Annotated in this window: 4 protein-coding genes; 2 read left to right on the top strand and 2 right to left on the bottom strand. The window is 70.5% G+C overall.

Translation table 11 applies throughout. The features are described from left to right. Nucleotides 1-101 precede the first annotated feature (101 nt). Nucleotides 102-581 carry an N-acetyltransferase family protein gene (locus tag AB0M20_RS36065; protein WP_364305091.1) on the top strand — a complete coding sequence of 160 codons (480 nt, stop codon included), beginning with the start codon at nt 102-104 and terminating at the stop codon, nt 579-581. 76 nt (nt 582-657) lie between these two features. Beyond that, a complete protein-coding gene (locus AB0M20_RS36070; protein ID WP_364305092.1) occupies nt 658-1,212 on the top strand; it encodes a DinB family protein in 555 nt (184 codons plus the stop codon). On the opposite strand, the gene AB0M20_RS36075 is transcribed toward AB0M20_RS36070, so the two are convergent. Both AB0M20_RS36075 and AB0M20_RS36080 read right to left on the bottom strand, forming a co-directional pair. Next, on the bottom strand, nt 1,209-1,709 hold the full coding sequence (locus tag AB0M20_RS36075) for a flavoprotein (RefSeq protein ID WP_364305093.1): 501 nt from the start codon (nt 1,707-1,709) through the stop codon (nt 1,209-1,211). The two genes, AB0M20_RS36070 and AB0M20_RS36075, sit on opposite strands and share 4 nt — an antisense overlap. 9 nt (nt 1,710-1,718) lie before the next feature. Continuing rightward, nucleotides 1,719-2,821, bottom strand: a 1,103-nt coding sequence (locus tag AB0M20_RS36080; RefSeq protein ID WP_364305095.1) for an MATE family efflux transporter, incomplete at its 5' end; no start/stop codon positions are given.

The following is a 2,821-nucleotide window of genomic DNA, read 5'->3' on the forward strand; positions in this document are numbered from 1 at the left end:
CTGCCCGGTGCTTTTTTTGGGGCCCCCCTCTCGTGCCGGGCGCACCCTCCCACTGCGCAACCTGGGTGTACTACTGGGTGATGGCATTTCCTGGACCCGGCATGACGGTCGTCGCCGCGATGCGCGACGAGCACGCCGCGCAGGTCCTCGACATCTACCGGCTGGGCATCGAGACCGGCGACGCGACCTTCGAGACGGAGCCGCCGCCCTGGGAGAAGTTCGCCGCCCGGACACACCGCCTGGTCGCCCTCGACGGCGACCGGGTGCTGGGCTGGACGGCATGCACGCCGGTGTCCGACCGGCCGGTCTACGCCGGCGTGGTCGAGCATTCGGTCTACGTGCACCCGGATGGGCGGGGCCGTGGGGTGGGCCGGATGCTGCTGGAGGCGCTGATCCGCGCGACGGAGGAGGCGGGCGTCTGGACCATCCAGTCGGGCATCTTCCCGGAGAACAGGGCGAGTTTGGCGCTGCACGAGGCGTGCGGCTTCCGGGTCATCGGCACCCGCCAGAGGGTGGGCAAACACCACGGCCGCTGGCGCGACGTGATTCTGCTGGAACGCCGCAGCCCGGTCGTGCAGTGACCGGCCGGACGGCCGCCGCAACGCCAGGTTCGAGTGGCGCGCATGAACCACCGACGGAGGAAGGTGTCCCGAAGCGATGACCAGCGTGGTTGAGGTGCTACGCCGGCAATGGCAAACCTCCGGCGACCGGCTACGACAACGCCTGGCCGACATGTCCGACGCCGAGTTCTTCTGGGAACCGGCACCATCATGCTGGACAGTGCGCCGGCACCCGACAACACCGGACCGGTGGGAGATCGACTACGACTGGCCGCCCCCTGACCCGGCGCCGTTGACGACAATCGCGTGGCGACTCGTCCACGTGGCGAACGGCAACTGGATCTACTGGGAGCACGCGTTCGGTCCCGGCAGCCGAATGTTTCCCGATCTCGTCCTCCCGGGATCCGCAGATGCAGCCCGCAGGTACTGGCACGACAGCCGGGAGCCGGTCGGCTCATGGCTCGAGAAGGCCACAGACGAGCAACTGCAACAGATGCGCCCGAGCCATCTGGGTGCACCCCGCAGCGCCGGTGACGTCATCACAACACTCATCGACGAGCAGACCCACCACGGCGCCGAGATCGCCCTGCTACGCGATCTCTACCCCCGGTTGGCCGCCACCCCAACCGGCCGACGGCGAAATCGCGGCTAGAGGCCGGCGCGGAACTCGCCGATTGCGGCCGCGAGGGCGGCCCACGGGAACGGCCTCAGTCTGTGGTCCAGGACCGTTACCCCGCAGGAGCGGAGGGTTTCGATGCTTCTCGGGAAAGCCGGATGGCTGGACAGCGCCTCGTTCACCGCCGGGGCCACGACCATCGGCAGGGCCTTGCCGATCGACTCGTTCAGCAGGCCCAGCGCCAGCGTGTCGCTCGCGCCCGCCGCCATCTTGTTGATGGTGTTGAAGGTGGCCGGGGCCACCACCAGCGCGTCCGGCGGTGGCAGGACGTCGGGCTCGTCCGGGTGTTTGTACTCCGAGCGGACCGGGTGGCCGGTGCTCGACGCCAGCGCGGGCGCGTCGAAGAAGTTCAGCGCCGACGGCGTGGCTACGACGCACACGTTCCAGTCGCTGGTCAGGGCCGCCACGAAGGCCGGGAGGTCCTCCGCCGGCCGCGCGCCGCAGGCGACGGCGTACAGCACCGGAAGCGTCACGTCGCGACGTTAACTCACCGCGGGCCTGCGGTGGCGCAGGATGGCCAACGCGATCAACGCCGACGTCACCTCGCCTGCGGCCAGGGCCGCCCAGATGCCGTTCGTCCCCACCAGGCCCAGGGCCAGCACCAGCGGGATCTTCACGGCCAGCAGCGTGCCGATCGAGATCAGGTAGGACGGCGTGGCCCGGCCCAGTGCTTGGAAGTAGGCCGAGACCAGCGGCGCGACGCCGGCGACCGCGAAGCCCACGGCGATGATGCGCAGGGCGTGGGCCGCCGTTCTCGCGGTAGCGCCCTCGATGAAGACGCCGACCAGGGGCTCGGCCAGCAGCGTCACGACAGCCGCCAGCACCGCGCCGTAGAGGAGCGTCGCTCGCAGCGTCAGGATTTCCGCGCGGCGTACCCGATCGAAGCGGCCCCGGCCCGCGTTGAAGCCCACGACCGGTTGCAGGCCCTGGCTGATGCCCAGCTGCGGCATCATCACGACGGTCTGGACCCGGGCGCAGACGGCGAAGGCGGCGAGAGCGGTCGCTCCGCCGGAGTGGGCGAGGCCGTTGTTGACGAGTACGACCAGCAGCGTCGCCCCGAGACCGGCCAGGAACGACGGCGCACCGATGTGGAACAGCGCCCGGACGGTCGGGCCGTGGAAACGCAGGTCCGCCAACCGGATGCGGTAGGGGCGGCGGCGCTGGAGGAAGAAGAACCAGACCGCCATCGCGGCCGAGACCGCCTGGCCGCAGACGGTGCCGATGGCGGCGCCGCGTACGCCCATGTCGAAGCCGAAGATCAGCACCGGGTCGAGGGCGATCTGGACGGCGATCGCGGTGACCCAGATGAACGTGGAGAAACGCATGCGGCCCTCGGCGCGTACCAGGCTGGAGAATCCCGTGGCGAACAGCGCGCCCGCGATGAGGATGGTCGCGTAGTCGCGCGCGTACCCAAGGGTCTCTCCGCTCGCGCCCAGCGCTCGCAGCAACGGTTCCCTCGCCAGCAGGCCGCCCACCGCGACCACGGTTGCGGTCGTCCAGAAGACCGCGAAGGCGTTGCCGGCCGCGCGGGCGGCCGAGTCCTTGTCGCCCGCGCCGTGATGGGGGGAGACGAGGGAAGCGCCGC

The sequence above is a fragment of the Actinoplanes sp. NPDC051633 genome, assembly GCF_040681735.1.
In the GTDB taxonomy this organism is placed as follows: domain Bacteria; phylum Actinomycetota; class Actinomycetes; order Mycobacteriales; family Micromonosporaceae; genus Actinoplanes.

Excerpts from the sequence above, each read along its gene's own strand:
- AB0M20_RS36065 (WP_364305091.1), top strand. The coding sequence starts at position 102 with ATGACGGTCGTCGCCGCGATGCGCGACGAGCACGCCGCGCAGGTCCTC.
- AB0M20_RS36070 (WP_364305092.1), top strand. The coding sequence starts at position 658 with ATGACCAGCGTGGTTGAGGTGCTACGCCGGCAATGGCAAACCTCCGGC.